Below are 19,435 nucleotides of genomic sequence, written 5' to 3' on the forward strand. Positions count from 1 at the left end.
GCCTTACAGCACCTCCATACAAGGGTTCCGACTTGAATCTACAGCCGGCGGTACAACCCAGAGAATACTTTGACCGCTGCCGCTCAGCCAGTTTCGGTTCAAAAGTAAAGTTGTTCCCTCCCGTTTGATAACCTGATAGATATGTCCATTCCGGTCCTCCACAACCCAGGCCCCTTCCGGAAAAAACTGCCGGCAAATTTCCTGCGGATAAACCAACTGATTCGATTCAATCGTCACCTCAGAGCGCCCGTATACGGCATTGATTCGAACAGGCAGCGGCATCGGGCGTTCTTTTTCCTTCTGCGTGAAAACGCCGGCAGATTCGTCATAGTCAAAACCGTAATAGCGCAGCTCTTTTCTCCATCGGCACAGAAAAATGCGGATTTGATACCCCTTCGAAACGGTCGTGTCTTTGCGGCACAAAACCGCCCAGCAGTACCGCTGATTCTGTGCCGGATTGTGAGCAAAATACTCCTTCGGCAGAGAAGGATACATCGAATCGGATGCTATTTGTCGGTTTACCTCCGCCATAAGATTCTCATACGGCTGAGTTCCTTCCGCAGGCAGCGGATTTACTTCAGGATTAAAGGGGTTTGGATATATCAGGCGGCGGAAAAAATACTTTAAACTTTTATCCGATAAATACTCTGCCGAAAACAGAACTGACCGAACCTCGCCGGAATTCGGCAGCTTGTCCGCATCTATATCATACAGCCGGACCGCCGCCCGGGCTTCCTCGGCCATGGCAGGCGCCAGCGTCTTTTCCGCTGCCATCGCCGTCAGCTTAATCCCAGCCGGAAAAATCGTTGCAATCAGCACAAAACCGATCGCCAGGATGCCTGTTGCCAGCAGCACCTCCGTCAGCGAAAACCCGTTTTGGTTCCTAAAATGACTCATTGGTTTTCCTTACCGCCCAATCAGCTGCCCAGTATGCGGGTTGACAAACTCTTTCGGAAGACTGTGAATATAACCGGTAAATCGCTGATTGGCCGGAATCTCTGCAAATCGTTTGGGGTCGTAAATATAAAAAGAGCCGATACTGTCCTCTTCATTCAGGCCGCCCGGTCCGGCATCCTGATAAAACATCCCGGCAGTCCCGCTGTCCACGTTGGCCCTGGTGTTAAAAATCGGGTCGCGGCTGCTGTCGTCATTCACACCATCCCGATTCAGAACCCTCACCGGAAACTGAATCAGCTGTCCCTGCTCCGAAAAGACAATCGAGAAAGTCTGGGCATTCAACAAATTTGTGTCATTCAAATCCGCATCCGACTGAACCGTTCCGGCGAGAACTCCGACTGAGGCAGGCAGCTTAATCGGCTTGCGGTTTGGAACGGCGACAAACTCCGTCGCATAGGTACTCGATACATCTTTATGAACAATAAAAATCATATAGAAATCGCCCTTGCGGTCCCGCTGAAACCGAATCCCTGCCGGGGCGCTGTGAGCAGCCGCCAGAGCCCGGGCACCGGTCAGGGCGGCGTCAATGAGCGAACGCGGACCGGCGGACTGGTCAAACGATTCAATCACCTTCTTGACCGCCGGCACGGAAATCCCCAGCAGAACGGCCGCCACCGCAATCACGACGACCAGTTCCGTCAGCGTCAACCCATTTTTTCGAATCTTGCGATTCATTCTTTCAGGAGGCCTTCAAAAAGCCCATCCAAAAACTGAACCTTAGAAATTAAACAAGTCATCCGCCGTCCCATAGATACCATCCGGCCCTGCACTTTGAAGCAGGAACGAATTGGCACGATACGGCCGCGGCGGAGACGTAAAGTTCGGATTGGCAATCACACGGTAAAACCAGTTGATGCCGTCATCCGCCGCATCCTCATTCAAATCGTGAGTCGTTTTCGAGGATTGGAACGGAACCGTTAAGGAAATAATCCCGCTGCCCGCTGCATAACTGTCGTTCAGATTATACGTGTTGGTTCCCCAGTTGGCTCGGACAGGGTCCATTCCGATTTGGCTCACATTGGCCCTGTAATAGAGGATCGGCATCCCGACCTCTTTCCCGGTCGCCCGCATCTTCTTCGAAAAGGCGTCCGCCAGCACAAACATCGTTCCGCTCAGGGAACCGGTGTTCGCACCATAGATATCCTGCAGTTTGACGGCATTGGCCGTTTCCAGTTCCAGATAAGGACCTTTGCGGGCCGCACGATTTTGAGCGGCCGTCTCCCAGGCCAAATCCGTCGCCGCATGATAAACCGTTTCCGCCGCACTAAAAGTCCCGTCGCCGTTCTGGTCAAACAGATAATCCTGATAAAAAACAGAATTGGGATGGAATCCAAAACCATCACCGCCGATCAGGGCTTCCGTCAGCCGAAACGAAGCGACACTCCCATTGCCGTACTTGGCCATGTTGTATTCACTGGGCGGATAATCCCCCCAGTCGGAACGGAAGGCCTCCAGTCCGACTTCAATTGCGTGAAACTGCGCCCGCTGCTTAACCACCATGGCTTTCTTCTGGACCATACTCAGCGCCGGAATCAGCAATGCCAGCAGTACGGCAATCACGGCCAGGGCCGTCAGCATCTCCGTCAGCGTAAATCCGATATACGTTTTTTTGTTTTCGTTACAGGCACGCATACAGACGCCTCCTGAATTTGGGCTTGATGCCGTTAGTATTCAAAATTGGTAATATCATCCTTGGTGCCGTACAGGCCATCCCAGCCGGCGGAAATCAGCAGATATTTGTTCGCATTAAAGGGCTTATAGAACGGGCGGGCCGGTTCGCTTCGCTGAGTAATCTGTTCATAAAAAACCTGGGCTTTGGTTTTGGAAGGATTTTGGGGATCCGTATAGTGGGCCGCGGCCGCAGAAGGGTTGTCCAGCAGCGGAAGGTCGGCCACCGCCGCATTATCCAGAAAATTATACGTCCACTTCTGCATATCCGCCGCCGTCGGATTGGTCACCGTGCTGCGCCCCGTCGCATCCAGCCGAAACGGCTGCGGCGCCGCCCGATTGGCCTTAAAATACAGAATCGGCATTCCCACCCGCACGGAAGCACCGTTCGGCAGCGAAACCGAAGCCCGTTTGAAGGTATCGGTAAACACCGGTGCTCTGCGGGCCGCTGAAGCGGCTCCCTGTGAATCATAAATGCGGGACGAACCGTTATTCCCCTGCCAAAGTTCATAAATTGTAAAGACATCCACATATTTCAGCTCCGCATACGGCCCTTTGCGGCGGTTGCGGCTGACCTCCGAGGTGGAGTCATAAAAATAGTAATCCGCGTTGTTAATCTTTGTCCCTTCAGGGCTGTATGCCGCATCATTCGGGGCATACCAGCCCGTCCGCGGCTCCAGACCGGCCTCATCCCGCCCGACCAGTGCCTCAACCAGATGCTGGGCCCCGCAGACCTGATTGGCAGAAGTAGAGTTGGGCAGCACCTTCGATTCGGGATAATCATCAAAATCCTTGCTGAACAATTCCAGCCCGATTTCCATCGAGTGAAAGACAGACTTCTGCCGAAGCCCTGTGGAGATAATCTTCGTTTTGCGAAGCCCGACAGTCAGCAGCCCCACCAGCATCGAAATAATCGCCACCACCACCAGCAGTTCAATCAGCGTAAAGCCGCCTGCTTTTTTCTGTTTCATTTCCATAACTGTTTCTTTCCTATGAGCCGTCCTTACGGCTGCGGATTGACGACATTATCCTGTACCGTCTCGAACTTCTTATCCGGTCCGGCTGAAATCAGAACCGGAAAAGCATCATACGAATCCGACGGATCCGCCGGATCATCGGGGTCATACTGATATCGAATCGGCATTCCCCACACATCCACAAAGCGAATCAAATCCGTCGGTGTGCTGCCCGTCGGAATCTCAATCAGGAGCACCCGCCCCGATGCATCCTTATTGGAAAGAAACTGGTCCAGAAGGGTTCCGAGAATCGCCTTGCTGTTCGGACTTCGATTCAGAAAATAATAGAGAGCTTCGCTGGACCAGGCGGCGGCCTCCAAAGAGGGATTCTCCGCCGTATTCTGAAGATGAACCCCCTGTGTAATCGTAACCGTATTGTTGGGCTGACCGGAGGCATTTTCACCAAAAGCAGCACATTCAAACCCAAACTCGCTGTTCACCTGCGGCACATAAGAGTGGTAATCGTTGTAATACTGCTCGAGAGCTGTTGCCAGGACGGCCAGAGTGCTTTCCGTCAGCCGAATCTCCGACTGACGTTTCAGATGAATCCCCAGACCGCTCAAAACACCGACCAGAATCAGCACCACTGCCAGCGTAACCAGCACCTCTGCCAGCGTCATCCCGTCTTCTCGGTGCGTTATGAACATACTTTCTCCGCCCGGAATGCCCCAAAGGGACACGGCCGGTTACTCCTTACCCTTTTCGAAATTCAGCACGTCATCCGCTGTGCCGTACAGTCCGTCCTTGCCGGCCGAAATCAGAATGTACGAATCCGCCCGATACGGACGTTTTACACCATCCGGAAAAGCGGCGGTCTTGGTGGCCGTCTGAACCTGCTTATTCAGAATCATCTCCTCAAACCGCTGCAAATCATCCACAACAGTTCCGGTTCGAAGCGGATGAAGTATCGTTGTTCCCTGCTCCGGGTCTCCGAGTGCCAGCAGCCGTTCATTATCCCAATAGTTGTAAATATCATCATTCTGGGCGGGATTCTGGTCGCTGCCTAAATCGGACCAAAGATAATTCTGGAACTTGTAGGCCGTGCGGGCCCGGTAATACAGAATCGGCATTCCCGTCTTCTTTCCGGACTGCCTTTTCTTGGCATACACATCACAAAGCAGGAAATTGTACCGGTTGAAAGAGCCCCAGTTGACATAAATGTCATCGATTCGATAGGCATTCGCATGTTCCAGATCAATATACTTCTTGCGAACATCAATATTCTGAGAACCGGTTTCGACATAGACATTGGGGACATTGATTCCGTTGATTGCATCATAAATCTGCACAACCCCTGCTCCGACTCCCACCCCATCCAAATCATTCAGACCGCTGGCCGTAAAGCCCGACTTGGGATGAAATCCGAGCAAATCCAGGCCGACCATCGCCTCGGCAAGCTTTGTCGCCCCGCAATAATAAGTCGGATCAATCGGATGTGCCGGGACTCGATACGAGTTTTCATCGGATTCCGGATAGACGCCGAAATCGTTTTTAAACATCTCCAGACCGACATCAATGCTGTGGAACTGGGCCCTCTGCTGAATCTCGCGGGAATAGTCCTTGACCATATTCAGCGCCGGCACCAGCAGTCCAATCAGCAGGGCAATCACCCCCATCACCGTCAGCAGTTCCACAATCGTAAATCCGCCTTTTCCCCGTTTTCGTCTGTTCATGAATCGTTCCTTTCTGATTTGTATTGATAAATGCGTTTGAGATTACATCAGCACCTGAATGACTTTCACCATCGGCAGGAACATCGCCACGACGATGGTGCCGACAATCAGGCCCAGCGACACAATCATAATCGGTTCCAGCAGACTCATCATTGCACCGACCATCACGTCGGCCTCTTCATCGAAATTGTCCGCCACTTTCATCAGCATCTTGTCCAGATCGCCGGTTTCCTCGCCGACATCCACCATGTTGACCACAATGGAGTCCACGGTTTTGGACTGCCGCAGCGGATTGGCAAACGTATCACCCTGCCGAATCGCCTGATGCACCTTGCCGAGCATCGCCGAATAGACCTCGTTGTCCGCCGTTTCCCGCGTAATGTTGATGGCCTCCAGAATCGGCACACCGGCCCCAATCAGCGTCGCCAGCGTTCGAGTCCAGCGGGCAACGGTTGTCAGATAAACCAGCCGGCGAACCACCGGCAGATGGAGTTTGAGCCAGTCGAGCGCATAACGCCCGTAGCGAAAACGCCGCAGAAACTTAAAAAACATAATCACGAAAAACGGGGAAATCGCCACCAATCCGGCATTGAGTCCCTTGTTGCCCAGCAGCCACTGGCTGATATTCAGAAGCCCCTGCGTCAGTGCCGGCAGTCCCTGCTTGCCGTCGCTCATATCCGTCAGCACCTGAGAGAAGGTCGGAATGATGAAAATCATCAGCCCCAGCACAATCAGAAACGCCACGGTCATCACAACCACCGGATAGACCATGGCGCCTTTGATTTTCGATTTGAGCCGTTCGGACTTTTCCATAAAGTCGGCCACACGAGCCAGAATCACATCGAGCACACCGCCCACCTCGCCCGCCGCCACCATATTGACAAACAGCCGGTTAAAGGTTTTGGGGTGTTTGGCCATCGCCTCTGAAAGCGTCGAACCGCCTTCAATATCATCCGCGACATAGCCGATGACGCGCTTGAGGGTGCCGGATTTCTGCTGCTCTTCCAGAATGCGAAGCGAACGAAGAATGGCCAAACCCGCATCCTGAAGCGTGGACAGCTGGCGGGCAAACTGCGTAATTTGCTTGGTTTTGACCTTGCCGCCGGAGCGTCTTCGCCGCGGAGCCGCCGCCGTTTCAGCTTTGGCCTTTTTGGCGGCCCCCTGCGCCCGCACCTTTGTGGGGAAAAGCCCTTTGCTGCGGATTTTGCTGATGGCTTCTTTGCTGCTGAGGGCATCTATCTCGGCTTTGACCTCATTGCCCTTGGCATCCAGCGCTGTGTATTGAAAAATCGTCATATTCGTTTACCTCCGAATAGGAACCGTCCCGACCGCAGGACTCCGCTGAATCCTGCGCCGCTTCCTTACGCCTCCACCGCAATCGTTTCCCGGGCCACCTCATCCAGCGTCGTAATGCCGCTGTAAATCAGTTCCAGACCGTTCTCGCGGAGGGTTTTCATCCCTTTTCGGCGGGCCGCCTCGCGCAGAACCGCCGTGGAGGCATGATTCATAATCAAATCCCGAATTTCATCATCAAACGTCATAATCTCAAATAAACCTGTTCGTCCGCGATAACCGGTGTTGTTGCACATATCACAGCCGCGTCCGTAATAAAATTTCTTGTCAGCCGCATCCTCCGGCGTCAGCCCCAGCTCCATCAGCTGCTCTTCCGTCGGCTGGTATTCCGTCTTACAGTTGGTGCAGATGCGCCGAACCAGCCGCTGGGCAATAATCCCCTCCAGTGTTGCCGTCACCAAGAAAGTCTCCAGCCCCAAATCCAAAAGACGAGCGATGGTGCTGGGGGCATCATTGGTGTGAAGCGTGGTAAACACCAGGTGACCAGTCAGAGACGCCTGAATGGAAATCTCCGCCGTTTCGAGGTCTCGAATTTCTCCGACCATCACGATATCCGGGTCCTGACGCAAAATCGAACGCAGGCACTTGGCAAAGGTTAATCCGATTTCCGGGCGAATCTGAACCTGAATCAGCCCGTCAATGTCGTACTCAACGGGGTTTTCGGTTGTAATAATCTTGGTATCAATAGAATTCAGCTCTTTGAGGGCAGAATAAAGAGTTGTGGTCTTCCCGGAACCGGTCGGGCCTGTTACAATCAAGATCCCGTTGGGCTTGTTAATGAGCTGGCGGACAATTTTCAGGTCTCGTTCCGTCATTCCGAGCATATCCAGCCGCAAATCGACCTGCTTTCTGTCCAGAACGCGAAGCACCACGCTTTCTCCAAACATTGTCGGCAGAATGCTCACACGAAGGTCCACGGGATTGCCGCCCACCACAAGGGGGATACGTCCGTCCTGCGGCAGACGCCGTTCTGCAATATCCAGATTGGCCATCACTTTGATACGGCTGGAAAGAGCCAATGCAATATGCTTGGGAGGAGGTACCATTTCATAGAGAACGCCGTCAATTCGGTACCGCATCTTAAATTCATTTTCAAACGGCTCGAAATGAATATCCGAGGCCTTGTCCTGAATGGCTTTCAGCAAAACCAGGTTGAGCAGTTTCTTGACGGGGTTGGAATCAGCGGCTTCCTTCAATTCATCCAAATCAATGCTGGCATCTCTCCCCTGCAGGCTTGCCAGTCCCTTATCGCTTTCAATTTCGCCGATCAGGTCCGTCAGACTCTCATCCTCCTCGGCGTAATACTTATTCATAGCCGCATTCAGGGCATCCGGGTCGGCTACCTTGGCTTCAACGGTAAAGCCCATCAGGGTGCTCAAATCATCCGTAGCCCGGAAATTGTCTGGACTGTCCAAAGCCACAACCAGATGGTTGCGTTTCTTATCATAATCAATAGGAAGAATCCGATAGGTTTTGGCCATTTGTGCGGGGACCTGACTGATAACTTCCTGAGGAATTTCAAGACTATCTATCTCGATATATTCCATCCCCCGCTGACCGGCCAAAGCGATGGCAAGCTCCTTCTCCTTGATAAGCCCCATCTCAATAAAAATCTGACCGATTTTGACCTTTCCCCGTTCCTTCTGAATGCGCAGGGCCTCATGAACTTGTTCACGAGTTACAAGGCCCATTTTTATCAATATTCGGCCTAATGTTCTGCCTTTTAATTCTTGTACCGGAGGCAACTTTGCCATTTTCTGTTCTCCAACCAGATAAGTTTCGCCTCTATAAAATTATACGGACTATCGAAAACCGGTTCAACATCTTTTTGAGCATGGACACTTGGCAAATAACAAAATTTCTTGCCCAATCCATTGCCCAAATACAAAAAATCTAAAAGGAAAAAGCAAAAACAAGAAGAACAAACTGAGCTGAAAGAAAAGAGGGTCTTGAACAATTTGTCAGATGAAAGTCTGAAAAAAGATATTATTTTTAGCAAAAAAACAATTGGACACTTGGCAAATAACAGAAAAAATAAAACAAATAATATCGAAAAAGTCTCCTTATTATGAAGTCTTCAAAATTGGCCCGTATTCATCTTCGATGCTCTTGCCTTTCATCTTTCCTTTCATCGAAACGCCCATCTTCTTTTCCGCTTTCTCCAGCAATTCACCGGGGTTTCTCGCATAATCAAGCATCGTTTCAAGACTTATTTTCTCGTTTTCCCACAATTCCCACAGATGGTCGTCCAAAAGCTGCATTCCGAGTTTTTTCCCAATCTGAATGCTCGACTCAATACGATAAACCTTATTTTCACGAATCAGGTTCGAAATAGCCGGCGTAACCACCATAAATTCATAGGCCGCTACACGTCCTTTTGGAATCCGGGGACAGAGGGCCTGGCTTAATACAGCAATCAGGTTCGTGCTCAACTGAACGCGAATCTGCTCCTGCTGGCTGACGGGAAAGGCATCAATAATACGGTTTACTGTTCCCTGACAGCCGGTTGTGTGCAAAGTTCCGAACACAAGGTGTCCGGTTTCCGCCGCCGTAATGGCTGCTTCCATTGTTTCCAAGTCGCGCAATTCACCCACCAGAATGACATCCGGGTCCTGACGCAATGAACGGCGAAGGGCTTCCGCGAATGTCGGGACATCAATCCCAACCTCACGCTGGTTAATAATCGATTTTTTGTGCTGATGATAATATTCAATCGGCTCTTCAATTGTAATAATATGCAGGTCCAGATTCTCGTTAATATAATTAATCATACTTGCCAGAGTTGTCGTTTTACCGGAACCTGTCGGACCTGTCACCAAAAACAGCCCTCTGGGGCGTCGACACAAAGCCGCACAAATCTTCGGCAAGCCAATCTGCTCAAACGTCAGCAGTTCCGAGGGAATCAAACGAAGCACCATTGAAATATGTCCCTTTTGACGGAAAACCGCTGTACGGAACCGCCCCGCATCTCCAAAAGCAAAACCAAAGTCCGTGCCCCCAACCTCCTGAAGTTCCTGCTGGTTTCTTTCCGGTGTGATGCTTTTCATCAGAGCCACCGTATCTTCCGGCTCGAGAACCTTGGTATCCAGCGAACGAAGACGTCCGCTGATTCGAAGAACCGGGGGACGGCCGACGACCAAATGCAGGTCCGAGCCGCCCATTTTAATGCACGCTTCCAGCAAACGGTCAATATGAAGTGAAGGCATAGTCCTTTCCCTATTCCAAAACCAATGTCTAAGCCGTATCGATCACAAGTCCTTCCGCCTGGGTTACATTGGTTACTTCCTGCGGAGTTGTAATCCCTTTGAATACTTTAATTCGTCCGTCCATCAGCAGCGTCTTCATCCCGCTGGCTCGAGCCGCCTTGCGAAGCTCCGTCGTCGGCGCCTTCTGGAAGGCCAGCTCCCGCAATTGGCTGTTCATCTCCATCATTTCAAAAATGGCAATTCGCCCGCGGTATCCCGTTCCCTGACATCGGCTGCATCCGGCCCCTTTATAAATCGGATGTTTGCGAATATCTTCCGGTGTAATATTCAAAAGCCGCAAATAATGAGGATCGGGCTTTTCATCAATCACTTTACAATTCTTGCAAATCGTACGAACCAGACGCTGGGCCATAATAGCCTGAATCGAACTGGCTACCAGGAAGGGTTTGACCCCCATATCAATCAGACGGGTAATGGCACTGGGAGCATCATTGGTGTGAAGGGTACTGAATACCAGGTGGCCTGTCAGGGCCGCCTGAATAGCAATATCCGCCACCACACCATCACGAATTTCACCGATTAGGATGATGTTCGGCGACTGACGCAGCATCGCCCGCAGAATCTTTTCAAACGTCAGACCGATTTCCGTTCGGACCTGACACTGGTTGATTCCGCTGATATTGTATTCAACCGGGTCTTCCGCCGTGATGATTTTCTTGTCCGGACGGTTCAGTTCCTGCAGGGCTGCATACAGGGTGGTCGTTTTTCCGCTTCCGGTCGGTCCGGTCACCAGAAAAATTCCATTGGGACGCTTAATAATTCGGATAAACCGCTCATAATCATCCGGTTCAAAACCAATCGCCTGAATACCAATATTGACTGAATCAGGCCGCAAGATACGCAGGACGGTGCTTTCCCCGTGATAGCCCGGCAGACAGGACACACGAAAGTCAATATCCTGGTTTTCAACCCGTCTTTTGATACGGCCGTCCTGCGGAAGCCGCCTCTCGCCGATATCCATACCCGACATAATCTTAATACGGGCCAAAAGAGGGGCCTGCATGTTCTTCGGAATGTTGTCTCGTTCAATGCAAACTCCGTCAATTCGATAACGAATCCTCACTCGGTCGGCCATCGGCTCAATATGAATATCGCTGGCCCGCATCTTGACCGCCTCGTCGATGATGAGGTTGACCAGGCGGATAATCGGCCCTTCATCCTCTTCTGAAGCCTGCGCCCGCCGCACTTCCGCCTCAATAGCATGCCCCGCTTCGGCCAGTTCCGCCGCCGTTGCGTCAATACTGCTGCGGACCTCATCCATCTTGCGATTGATATAAGCCTCAATCTTGCTCGGACTGGCCAGATAACATTCCAAATCGGAAGCCAGACGAAACCGCAACAGATCCAGCAGTTCCAAGTTCATCGGGTCCGGAATAATGATTTTCAGCCGGCCATTTTCTTTCCCAAGCGGCAGAACCCGATGTTTCTTAATAATTTCTTCAGGAATCAGACTTCGAATGTCGGATGGGATTTCGACCTCGTCCAAATCGACATAATTCATCCCGAATTGGCGAGCCAAGGCCTGCATAATCTGGTCTTCTGTGGCAAGACCCATCTCCACGAGCGTTTCGCCCAAACGCCGGTTCGTCTCCTTGGCTTTTTTGAGGGCTTTAATCAGATTGGGCTTATCCACCCACCCTTTGGCGTATAAAATCTCTCCCAAATGTCTGCGGCTCTTGGCCATATTTCCCCTGTTTGAGACTACTTTTGACGTTTAGAAAGGTTCAATATAACAAAACTTTTCTAAACAGTCAAACCTTTCAGCTGCAATCGAAGCCAATTCAGCGCTGTCAAGGAAGCCCGCTGGCGTACCGTTTCTCGGCCCACCGGCGCAAACCGGAAGGTTTGAACCTCCGTCCGTCCCAGAAAGAAAAGACCGATACAAACCATCCCCACCGGCTTTTCGGGTGTCCCGCCTTCCGGACCGGCAATTCCGCTGATACTTAAAGCGGCATCCGCGCCGCTTCGCTGAGCGGCGCCGGCAGCCATTGCGGCCGCAACCGGCTCCGACACAGCACCATACCGGCTTATCAAATCCTCCGACACCCCCAAATCCCGGATTTTTGCCTCGTTGCTGTAGGTCACCCACCCTCCCCAAAAGTACTCGCTGGAGCCCGGAATATCCGTAATCATCTTGGCCAGCAACCCCCCTGTACAGGACTCCGCAACTGCTAATTTCAGCCGTTTTTCTCTGAAAAGCCGTCCCACAACCTGCGGCAGAGTGTCCTCATCAAATCCATACACTGCATCCCCGAGTATTTGACAGAGTAAATTCTTATCCGCATCAATCATTTGCCCGGCGGATTGGCCGTCCGCAGCCGACGCAATAATATGCAGCAAGACATCTCCGCCTTCAACAGTGGTATTAATCTGCGGATTTCGTTCCCGCCGCATCAAATCGCCCAGTTTTTCGGCAATGACGGATTCCCCGACCCCGAAACAGCGGACTTTCCCCATCTCAATGACGTCTGTTCGGCCGTCGGCTGTCAGTTCCGGACAAACACTGTCATTAAACATCGCCATCATTTCCGACGGCACACCCGGCAGACAAAAATACCGCTTGCCCCCCTGCTCGGCCGAAATCCCGCATGCCGTCCCCTTCGGATTTGCCAGGGCCTTCGCTCCGCAAGGCAAATACGCCTGGACACGATTGGTGGATGCGGTTTTCAGCCCCCGCCGCTCAAAAAACGCTTCAATCGTCTGCCAGATATCCGCTCGAAACTCCAAAGGCCTGCCCAAAAACTTGCCCAGCGCAAACCGGGTCAGGTCATCGGCCGTCGGCCCCAATCCCCCCGTTAGAATCACCACATCGCTTATCCGGGAAACCTCACCCAAAACAGCGGCAATGGCCTCTACATCATCCGGCACCAAAACCACCCGGCAGGTTCGATACCCGAGCCGCAAAAGCCGGCCCTGCAGCCAGTTCGAATTCGTATCGACACGCTGGCCGTTCAGCAGTTCATTTCCGACGGCAACAATCGAAGCGCTTTTCATTCCCTTCCAACCCCCGCCGTCAGACCTCAATCAGGGCCTTGATGACCCCATCCCGATAGTCGGAGACAAGCTCAAAAGCCGACGGCGTCTGCTCAAACGAAAACCGATGGGTCAGCATATAATCCACGTTTACGCGGCCCTCCGCCACCCAGTCAATCGCTTTCTGCGTGCAGTGATTCTGCCGGCGGACATTGATCAGCGTCAACTCTTTTCGACGCATCCGGTCCGGAACAAAACTGACGCGGTCCTCCCTGGGGATTCCCACGAGCATCAGCCGCCCGCCGGGGGCCAGCAGGTCCACCCCATGGTCCAGCGTCTGCTGCTGGCCGGCACATTCGAAAACAGCATCCAGTCCCAGCGGTTCGTGCCGGAGGATCGCCGAGGGGATATCCTGAAAAAGCGGATTGCCGCACCAAATCGCCCCGGCCCGTTCCGCGGCCTTCAGGCGGGCCTCGATTTTATCCGTCACATATATTCGTTCCACTCCGGCGGCTTTGGCCGCTTCCAGAACCGACAGCCCGATAGGGCCGGAGCCGAGAATCGCAATGCGTGCCCCCGCCTTCAGACCGGCCAGCTGAACGGCATAAATTCCGATGGCCAGCGGCTCGCACAACACCGCCTGTTCGAGGGTAATCTTGTCCCCCGTCGGAAAGCAGCTGTCCTCCGGCATCACGATATACTCGCAAAGACAGCCGGAAATCTGCCCCGGACAGCCCAAAAATTTCTGGTTTCGGCAGGTATTGATGCGTCCCTGCCGGCACTGATCGCACCGCCCGCAGGCAATCAGCGGGTCCACGGCAACCGTTTGACCCGGCCGCACACGCCGAACCTCCGGCCCGACCTGCTCCACGGTGCCGGCGCATTCGTGGCCGACCACAAACGGAAACTCCACCACCTGGCTGCCGATTCGGCCGGTTTCGTAATAGTGTACATCGCTGCCGCATACCCCCACCGCCCGCACCCGAACCAGGACATCGTTCGGCCCGCGGACCGACGGGCGGGGCACTTCCGCCATTTCGATTCGCTCAATCCCAGTCAGCAGCTGGGCTTTCATAGACATTTTTTTCGCCAAAAGATTCCTCCGCTGATTGTCCGCCGGCTTCATAACAGGATTCGGCGGGAACAATATTTACAATAGCTCCCCAGCGCGGGGTTCGGATGAGGTATTATAAACAAAAAGCCGCACCGACGGCACAAAAAAAACTCCGCCGGTTTCGACGGTCTTTGGACAGCGGCAGCGAAATATTTATTATTCCGTTAAACGAAAGACCGGAAATTTGGATTGAGTGTACAGCATCTGCCAATCATCGCTGACAGTCAGCTTGCAGATTTCTTTTGCGACCGATAAGAATTTCTCAAAGGTTTGTTTTTCGACAGGCCGGCTTCCGTGCGCCAGAATAGACCGATTTCGCCGGGCAAAAATACCGTCATTCTGCGAACTGTGGTCTTTGTAAATTCCGAACAGATTTTGGGCTTTTTTTGCGTCTTGTTTCTGCTGGTCGCTGAATCGTTCCGGATATTGTTTTGCCGCCTCGGCGATAACTGCTCCCAGAACAATCTGAACCGCCAGGCCGACTCGCTTGAGCTTGGGCAGGCCCTCCGCCCGTTCTCCGCATTCTTTAGATTTCTGCCTGTACAAGGCATCCAGATCACAGCCGACAAACTGTTTCCGAAGGGCTTCCCAGTCTGCGCTGCCGGGGTCAAAATCAGGGATCAGTCTGGATAAAAGAAGGCTGGCTGCCATCTCGATGCACCGGTAGAGTCGGGCAACGGCGTCATCATAACTTTCCTGGATCCCGCGGCGTTCAGCATTCCGGAGAAGGTCGATCAGACGATAGGGATCCAGCAGCGCCGGTTTATTCGGCTCATACGCCTTTTTCAGACCTTTCAGAAAAGTCAGATTGTCTTCGACTTCGTCCGGAGAAATAAACTGATGATTCAGACGCTGACACGTCTGAAGTGTTTTTTCAAAGGTGGCGTAAAATGTCCCTGCATATTCTTTATTCGGCTCACTGTGAGCGAACCGGTCCCACTGGTGATACAGCCGGATGACCTGAATGGCCATCTCGGTTTTGTGATATTGTTCCTGAAAGCTGGTGGTGTCCAGAAGCGTCTGCAGGGCGGACAGGGCCGACGCAAAATCAAACCGCTGCAGGGCCTTTTCGGCAGTCTGAAGCACAGGGTCCCCATAGCAGTCATACGGATTTTTTAAAAGATATAAGTTCTCAGAAAACGGCTCCGTAATTCCTTTGACTTCCACGCTGTCCAAATAAAGTACGGGAATGCGCCGCCAAAATCCAAAAGCGGCCAGCGTTCCGCTCATAGCTTTTTTGCCGCCGGTAATATCACAAATCCAGCTGTAGGACTTGTTCTCTTTCTTTTCGACAATTCGAACCAGGTCTCGATAGGTCTGAGCACTGTCCAAGGGGTCGATGAACAGGGGTTCCAAAGAAACCCGGTCTTTCAAAAGGGCCTTGAAGGTCTCATTGGACAGGATGGATTCGACGGTCCTTTGGCTTTCTTTGGTATGAATCAGAACCGCTTTTTCGGGCTGGATGATGGCCATAGAAATCAGAATGGGCCCTTCACTAAAACCCACCAGAATAAATAAAGCCCGTTTTTCGTTCGGCAGTGCTTTCTGAATGGATTGACTGAGCATGGGCAAATACCGCATTTCAAAAGACAGCGCTTGTTTGTGCAGCTCAGCGAGGACATTGCGGTCCTGGGCTCCGTTTTTCTCTGCCGCAAACTTTTCCCGAATCTCCTGAATTTTCGGCCAATCGGCTGGGGCCACAATCCCTTGAAGGTCCATTCTTTGCCCTTTCCTGCTGACATTCCGGCAGGGACTATAAAGGAAAAGAAGAAATTTGTCAAGGATCTATACACAAACAGCAGGAGGTCTTCTGAGATGTACGGCCGTCAAAAAAGCCCCAAATCCGAATCTCGAAATCCGAAACTTGAACATCAGAACAAATTTCGAACCACGGATTTCACGGATTACACGGATTAAAAAAAGGAAGGAAAAAAGCAAACGAAAGTACAGGATAACTGCTGACTGGCGACTGGCAGCAGGATACTGGGTACCGGCGGCCGGACGCCGGACGTTTCAATCCCTTATTCATCAGGGAAAAATTGCAAGTGAAGCTGTGCAGCTATTCGGAGAGCCGGTGCATATTCAGGTTTCAATCCTTTATTCATCAGGGAAAAATTGCAAGAAGAACTCGAGCAATTGGACAACTTTATAAATGACCTTGAAGTTTCAATCCCTTATTCATCAGGGAAAAATTGCAAGTTTGGCGTCTTTTTCTCCTTGCTGCATCGGGATTTGAACGACGTTTCAATCCCTTATTCATCAGGGAAAAATTGCAAGAGCATTTCTATGCATTGTAGAAGACCAATCCGAAATATGCCTTTTGTTTCAATCCCTTATTCATCAGGGAAAAATTGCAAGGGCGCGTGTCCGGGCAGAAACATTTTTTGAAGAAAGGGGAAGTTTCAATCCCTTATTCATCAGGGAAAAATTGCAAGACTGGTAGAGATCTGCCACAGGACAGATCCCTACAGTCTGCTGTTTCAATCCCTTATTCATCAGGGAAAAATTGCAAGGGCTCTTCCGCTCTCGAACTGACGATCGCCGGAGTCCTCTTGTTTCAATCCCTTATTCATCAGGGAAAAATTGCAAGTTTTTTTGCACCATACCCGATACCCTCTATCCACTATTCCCGTTTCAATCCCTTATTCATCAGGGAAAAATTGCAAGAAGTGCCGCACGCCTTCACACCTACTATGACGACGAGGGGTTTCAATCCCTTATTCATCAGGGAAAAATTGCAAGTGCCCTACGAAACCGCCTCCAACCAGATTTGCTGTGTCCTGGCGTTTCAATCCCTTATTCATCAGGGAAAAATTGCAAGCCAAAAAGACCGGAGAAAAGTCCCCGGATTATCGGGGGATGTTTCAATCCCTTATTCATCAGGGAAAAATTGCAAGATTATTTCCCAGAAAAACTTCTCCTGAATGCTTTGAATGTTGTTTCAATCCCTTATTCATCAGGGAAAAATTGCAAGAACGTAGAGCGGTCACTGGACCGCTATATACAGACAAAGAGTGTGTTTCAATCCCTTATTCATCAGGGAAAAATTGCAAGAGTATGGAGAAAAATGCTGTTCAAATTGTGCCGCTTGGATGTTTCAATCCCTTATTCATCAGGGAAAAATTGCAAGTGGCCATTTCATCAAAATCCGTAGCCCAAGGTCCGACGATTTGTTTCAATCCCTTATTCATCAGGGAAAAATTGCAAGCCGGCTTTTCCGGCTGGAGGGGGAAGCCCCTGAGATCGCTGTGTTTCAATCCCTTATTCATCAGGGAAAAATTGCAAGAGTAATTCCCTTGCGTTTTTTTGTCGCTCCGTTTTCAGGACGGCGTTTCAATCCCTTATTCATCAGGGAAAAATTGCAAGCACGTCATGGGCGAAATGTCTCTCTTCTACAACTTGGTAATCGTTTCAATCCCTTATTCATCAGGGAAAAATTGCAAGGCCGCCGGAATTCTGCGGCGGCTTGGTTTTGATATCAAGGCGTTTCAATCCCTTATTCATCAGGGAAAAATTGCAAGGACGACAGGTCGGAAAAGAAAATAATAGAATATCAGATATGTTTCAATCCCTTATTCATCAGGGAAAAATTGCAAGAAAACAATTTGCGGAGAAGCCAAAATGATGACTGTAAAAGGTGTTTCAATCCCTTATTCATCAGGGAAAAATTGCAAGACATCGGCTTTGTGCAAATGTATCATTGTAGAGAGAGTTGTTTCAATCCCTTATTCATCAGGGAAAAATTGCAAGTGCGTTTTTTCAGGTCGAGTTGGAATTCGGCCGCTACAGTTTCAATCCCTTATTCATCAGGGAAAAATTGCAAGATCACACAGCACCAGATGTCTGGCACGAACCAGTATTTCCAGTTTCAATCCCTTATTCATCAGGGAAAAATTGCAAGAATCCGCGCCCACTGAAAGCTGCTCGTCGCCGATTCGACGTTTCAATCCCTTATTCATCAGGGAAAAATTGCAAGAGCATCAAAAAGGCAATAACGAAAAAGCGCATCACAATTGTTTCAATCCCTTATTCATCAGGGAAAAATTGCAAGTTCACATCCCGCTCAATCCCGTGCACCCGCGACGGCTCAGTTTCAATCCCTTATTCATCAGGGAAAAATTGCAAGAACGGCGGGGGAAAGGAGAAAAAAATGTTATTTTTAAAGTTTCAATCCCTTATTCATCAGGGAAAAATTGCAAGACCGAGCCGCTGGAAATCTTTACCAGCCGGTCTGCCTCTAAATGTTTCAATCCCTTATTCATCAGGGAAAAATTGCAAGGGCCGGCAAAAGAGGGACGCAGGTCAACTCCTTTTACGAATGGCGTTTCAATCCCTTATTCATCAGGGAAAAATTGCAAGATGGCGATATTACACTTGATGAGGCTTTTCCTCCGCTTGAAGTTTCAATCCCTTATTCATCAGGGAAAAATTGCAAGTTCGAGGCATTTTGGTGATGAGAATCCCTGCTTATTTAAAAGTTTCAATCCCTTATTCATCAGGGAAAAATTGCAAGCACGGGCATTAAATGGGCCGTGGTCCGCTTCGGCGGCAGTGGTTTCAATCCCTTATTCATCAGGGAAAAATTGCAAGGACTGAAATACGTGTTAAAAAGCTGTTTGACTATCGGAAGTTTCAATCCCTTATTCATCAGGGAAAAATTGCAAGCGGCGATTTACTGTGCGGCCAACGGAAAAGTGGATGACAGCGGTTTCAATCCCTTATTCATCAGGGAAAAATTGCAAGAGCAGGCGGGCGCGTAGCCCTCCTGCTTTTTTTTTGTTAGTTTCAATCCCTTATTCATCAGGGAAAAATTGCAAGAAAACCATCCCGAAAAGCCATCCTGTTCGCATTCGGCAAGTTTCAATCCCTTATTCATCAGGGAAAAATTGCAAGGTCTCATCGCGCTTCTCTTCTCTTTCAAGCAGAGCAAGGAGTTTCAATCCCTTATTCATCAGGGAAAAATTGCAAGAATGGCTCCGGCCCCTGTAATCCGCACAACGCCGCCGGTGTTTCAATCCCTTATTCATCAGGGAAAAATTGCAAGCGGCCAAAGAGGAAGAAAGAGAAGAGGCCGCTCGTGCGGCAGTTTCAATCCCTTATTCATCAGGGAAAAATTGCAAGACGACGGCAGACCTCCATCCGGCGGGCCGTTTGCGATTGACGTTTCAATCCCTTATTCATCAGGGAAAAATTGCAAGGGCCGGAGCTGCTGGAAAATCACCGGCACGACCTTTTCTTTAACGTTTCAATCCCTTATTCATCAGGGAAAAATTGCAAGGCCGGCAGCAGTCGTCAAAATGTTTTGCGGCCTCGGCTGTTTCAATCCCTTATTCATCAGGGAAAAATTGCAAGAACTGTCGGCTTCCGTCTTTGAGTTCGGCAACAGCGTAAAGTTTCAATCCCTTATTCATCAGG

The 19,435-nt window shown here is 50.7% G+C and carries 13 protein-coding genes and 1 CRISPR repeat array; all 13 genes read right to left on the minus strand.

Annotated elements, in window-relative coordinates; all coding sequences use genetic code 11:
• Positions 1-3 precede the first annotated feature (3 nt).
• Positions 4-897: a prepilin-type N-terminal cleavage/methylation domain-containing protein gene (locus tag PKY88_11995; protein HOQ05921.1), complete on the minus strand. Its 894-nt coding sequence runs from the start codon at positions 895-897 to the stop codon at positions 4-6.
• A gap of 9 nt (positions 898-906) precedes the next feature.
• Positions 907-1,632 carry a prepilin-type N-terminal cleavage/methylation domain-containing protein gene (locus PKY88_12000; protein ID HOQ05922.1) on the minus strand — a complete coding sequence of 242 codons (726 nt, stop codon included), beginning with the start codon at positions 1,630-1,632 and terminating at the stop codon, positions 907-909.
• A gap of 42 nt (positions 1,633-1,674) precedes the next feature.
• Complete coding sequence (locus PKY88_12005; GenBank protein HOQ05923.1) at positions 1,675-2,589, minus strand: type II secretion system protein; 915 nt, start codon at positions 2,587-2,589, stop codon at positions 1,675-1,677.
• A gap of 32 nt (positions 2,590-2,621) precedes the next feature.
• Positions 2,622-3,602 (minus strand): type II secretion system protein, encoded by a 981-nt coding sequence (locus PKY88_12010; GenBank protein HOQ05924.1) that lies wholly within the window; start codon positions 3,600-3,602, stop codon positions 2,622-2,624.
• A 26-nt stretch (positions 3,603-3,628) separates the two neighbouring features.
• Complete coding sequence (locus PKY88_12015; protein HOQ05925.1) at positions 3,629-4,288, minus strand: type II secretion system protein; 660 nt, start codon at positions 4,286-4,288, stop codon at positions 3,629-3,631.
• Between the two features lie 39 nt (positions 4,289-4,327).
• Positions 4,328-5,314 (minus strand): type II secretion system protein, encoded by a 987-nt coding sequence (locus PKY88_12020; protein HOQ05926.1) that lies wholly within the window; start codon positions 5,312-5,314, stop codon positions 4,328-4,330.
• 42 nt (positions 5,315-5,356) lie between these two features.
• A complete protein-coding gene (locus PKY88_12025; protein ID HOQ05927.1) occupies positions 5,357-6,610 on the minus strand; it encodes a type II secretion system F family protein in 1,254 nt (417 codons plus the stop codon).
• A gap of 65 nt (positions 6,611-6,675) precedes the next feature.
• The gene (locus PKY88_12030) at positions 6,676-8,358 is read right to left on the minus strand and encodes an ATPase, T2SS/T4P/T4SS family (GenBank protein HOQ05928.1); all 1,683 of its coding nucleotides are present in this window, start codon (positions 8,356-8,358) and stop codon (positions 6,676-6,678) included.
• 375 nt (positions 8,359-8,733) lie between these two features.
• The gene (locus PKY88_12035) at positions 8,734-9,873 is read right to left on the minus strand and encodes a type IV pilus twitching motility protein PilT (GenBank protein HOQ05929.1); all 1,140 of its coding nucleotides are present in this window, start codon (positions 9,871-9,873) and stop codon (positions 8,734-8,736) included.
• Positions 9,874-9,901: 28 nt separating this feature from the next.
• Positions 9,902-11,617, minus strand: a complete 1,716-nt coding sequence (locus PKY88_12040; GenBank protein ID HOQ05930.1) for a GspE/PulE family protein — start codon at positions 11,615-11,617, stop codon at positions 9,902-9,904.
• A 59-nt stretch (positions 11,618-11,676) separates the two neighbouring features.
• Positions 11,677-12,927, minus strand: coding sequence for a competence/damage-inducible protein A (locus PKY88_12045; protein ID HOQ05931.1), 1,251 nt, complete (start codon positions 12,925-12,927; stop codon positions 11,677-11,679).
• Between the two features lie 19 nt (positions 12,928-12,946).
• The gene (locus tag PKY88_12050) at positions 12,947-13,999 is read right to left on the minus strand and encodes an alcohol dehydrogenase catalytic domain-containing protein (GenBank protein ID HOQ05932.1); all 1,053 of its coding nucleotides are present in this window, start codon (positions 13,997-13,999) and stop codon (positions 12,947-12,949) included.
• 177 nt (positions 14,000-14,176) lie between these two features.
• Positions 14,177-15,739, minus strand: a complete 1,563-nt coding sequence (locus PKY88_12055) for a TIGR02710 family CRISPR-associated CARF protein (GenBank protein ID HOQ05933.1) — start codon at positions 15,737-15,739, stop codon at positions 14,177-14,179.
• Between the two features lie 291 nt (positions 15,740-16,030).
• Positions 16,031-19,372: a CRISPR direct-repeat array (repeat unit 36 nt; unit sequence GTTTCAATCCCTTATTCATCAGGGAAAAATTGCAAG).
• The last annotated feature ends 63 nt before the right edge of the window (positions 19,373-19,435 follow it).

The sequence above is a fragment of the Anaerohalosphaeraceae bacterium genome (assembly GCA_035378985.1).
GTDB lineage: Bacteria > Planctomycetota > Phycisphaerae > Sedimentisphaerales > Anaerohalosphaeraceae > JAHDQI01.